We start from the raw sequence: 1,720 nt of genomic DNA on the forward strand, positions 1-1,720 counted from the left end.
GCAAATCTATACCGGCCTGATTTACAAAGGCCCGGCCCTGGTGCGGGAGGCGGCTATGGCGATCCAGCAACACGCCAAACGGACTTCGAACGCCGCGCGCTGACCGATTCGCCCAGACTCGACCAGCACACGGCCAGCGCCCGATCAGCCCGGGCGTGGCGACGCGAGCCCCGTGGAAACAGCGGCTAGACCAGGCACTTGCGCACGTGCTCGCCAATGGCCAGGCAACTGGTCAGACCCGGCGATTCGATGCCGAACAGGTGGACCAGACCCGGCACGCCGTGCGCTTCAGGCCCCTGGAAAAGAAAGTCTGCGGCCGGTTCACCGGGGCCGCTGATCTTGGGGCGCATGCCGGCGTAGCCGGGCTGCAGAGCGCCGTCGGCCAGTCCGGGCCAATAGCGCCGGACTTCGGCGTAAAACGCGTCGCCCCGGGCCGGGTCGACCTGCAAGTCCTGAGCCGAATCGGTCCACTGCACGTCCGGTCCGAACTTGGCCTGACCACCCAGGTCCAGGGTCAGGTGCACGCCCAGGCCCGCCAGGTGTTTGTCGGGCTCCGGAGCCGGATAGATCAGGTGCGTGAACGGCGAACGACCGCTCAAGGTGAAGTAATTGCCTTTGGCGAAATAGGCGGTTGGCACTTGCTGGCGGGTCAAGCCCTGTGTGCGTTGAGCGAGCGCGCACGCGTCCAGGCCAGCGGCATTCACCACGGTACTGGCCTGCAGTTGCGTGCCGTCGCGCATTTCCAGAGCCAGGCCTTCTGGCAACACCTGCATGTGCGCGACTTCGCTGTGCAAGGCCACCAAGCCACCCGCGTTCTCCAGATCGCCTTGCAGGCTGAGCATCAGGGCATGGCTGTCCACGATGCCGGTGGACGGCGAATGCAGCGCCGCCAGGCATTGCAGCGCCGGCTCCAGCGCTTGCGCTTGTTCGCGGGTCAACAGCACCAGATCGTCCACCCCATTGGCCCGCGCCCGTTCCTCGATACCCGGCAAACCCGCGAGCTGGCTGGGTGTGTTGGCCACGATGAGCTTGCCGCAGCGCCGGTGCGAAAGCCACCGTTCGGCGCAGTAGGCGTAGAGCATGGCCTTGCCTTGCACGCACAGCTGCGCCTTGAGCGAGCCTGTGGGGTAATAAATGCCGGCGTGGATCACTTCGCTGTTGCGTGAACTGGTGCCGGTGCCAATGGCGGCCTCGCGTTCGAGCACCACCACCTCCCGCCCGGCCAGGGCCAGGGCCCGCGCCACCGCCAGGCCCACCACGCCTGCGCCCACCACGACCGCATCGACTCGCTCCATATCCCAATTCCTCGTTGTCTTTTGCTCTCTGCCTTGTACCTGCCGCATGATAACGAGCGGTGGTGCGCCCGGGTCAGCACGGCGCGCGCAGCGCAAAGCCTCGAACGGCCACGCGCCTGTGCAAAAATCGGGGCCGATGCCGCTCGCTGCACAAAGCCGGGGCGGTCCTGACCCGGGTTGACCGGTGCGCCCTCGCGCGTACGCTCTGCCCACCCGCTCCGCAGAATGGAACCCCTATGATTTTTGTAACCGGAGGCGCCGGCTATATCGGCTCACACACCTGCGTCGAGTTGCTCGAGTCCGGCCAGGACGTGACCGTGTTCGACAACTTCTGCAACGCCAGCGAAGAATCGCTGGCGCGGGTGGAAAAAATCACCGGCCGCACTGTCCGCCTGGTGCAAGGCGACATCCGCGACCGGACCGCC

General features: G+C 66.3%; 2 protein-coding genes. One reads left to right on the top strand and one right to left on the bottom strand.

What is annotated here, in order from left to right; genetic code table 11:
* Window positions 1–185 precede the first annotated feature (185 nt).
* The gene (locus ABYB95_RS23020) at window positions 186–1,295 is read right to left on the bottom strand and encodes an NAD(P)/FAD-dependent oxidoreductase (RefSeq protein ID WP_372662532.1); all 1,110 of its coding nucleotides are present in this window, start codon (window positions 1,293–1,295) and stop codon (window positions 186–188) included.
* Window positions 1,296–1,531: 236 nt separating this feature from the next.
* Here ABYB95_RS23020 and ABYB95_RS23025 point away from each other — a divergent pair.
* A partial coding sequence (locus ABYB95_RS23025; protein ID WP_372662535.1) for an SDR family NAD(P)-dependent oxidoreductase occupies window positions 1,532–1,720 on the top strand: 189 nt, incomplete at its 3' end.

This window comes from Hydrogenophaga sp., assembly GCF_041633695.1.
In the GTDB taxonomy this organism is placed as follows: domain Bacteria; phylum Pseudomonadota; class Gammaproteobacteria; order Burkholderiales; family Burkholderiaceae_C; genus Hydrogenophaga.

Excerpts from the sequence above, each read along its gene's own strand:
- ABYB95_RS23020 (WP_372662532.1), bottom strand. The coding sequence starts at position 1,295 with ATGGAGCGAGTCGATGCGGTCGTGGTGGGCGCAGGCGTGGTGGGCCTG.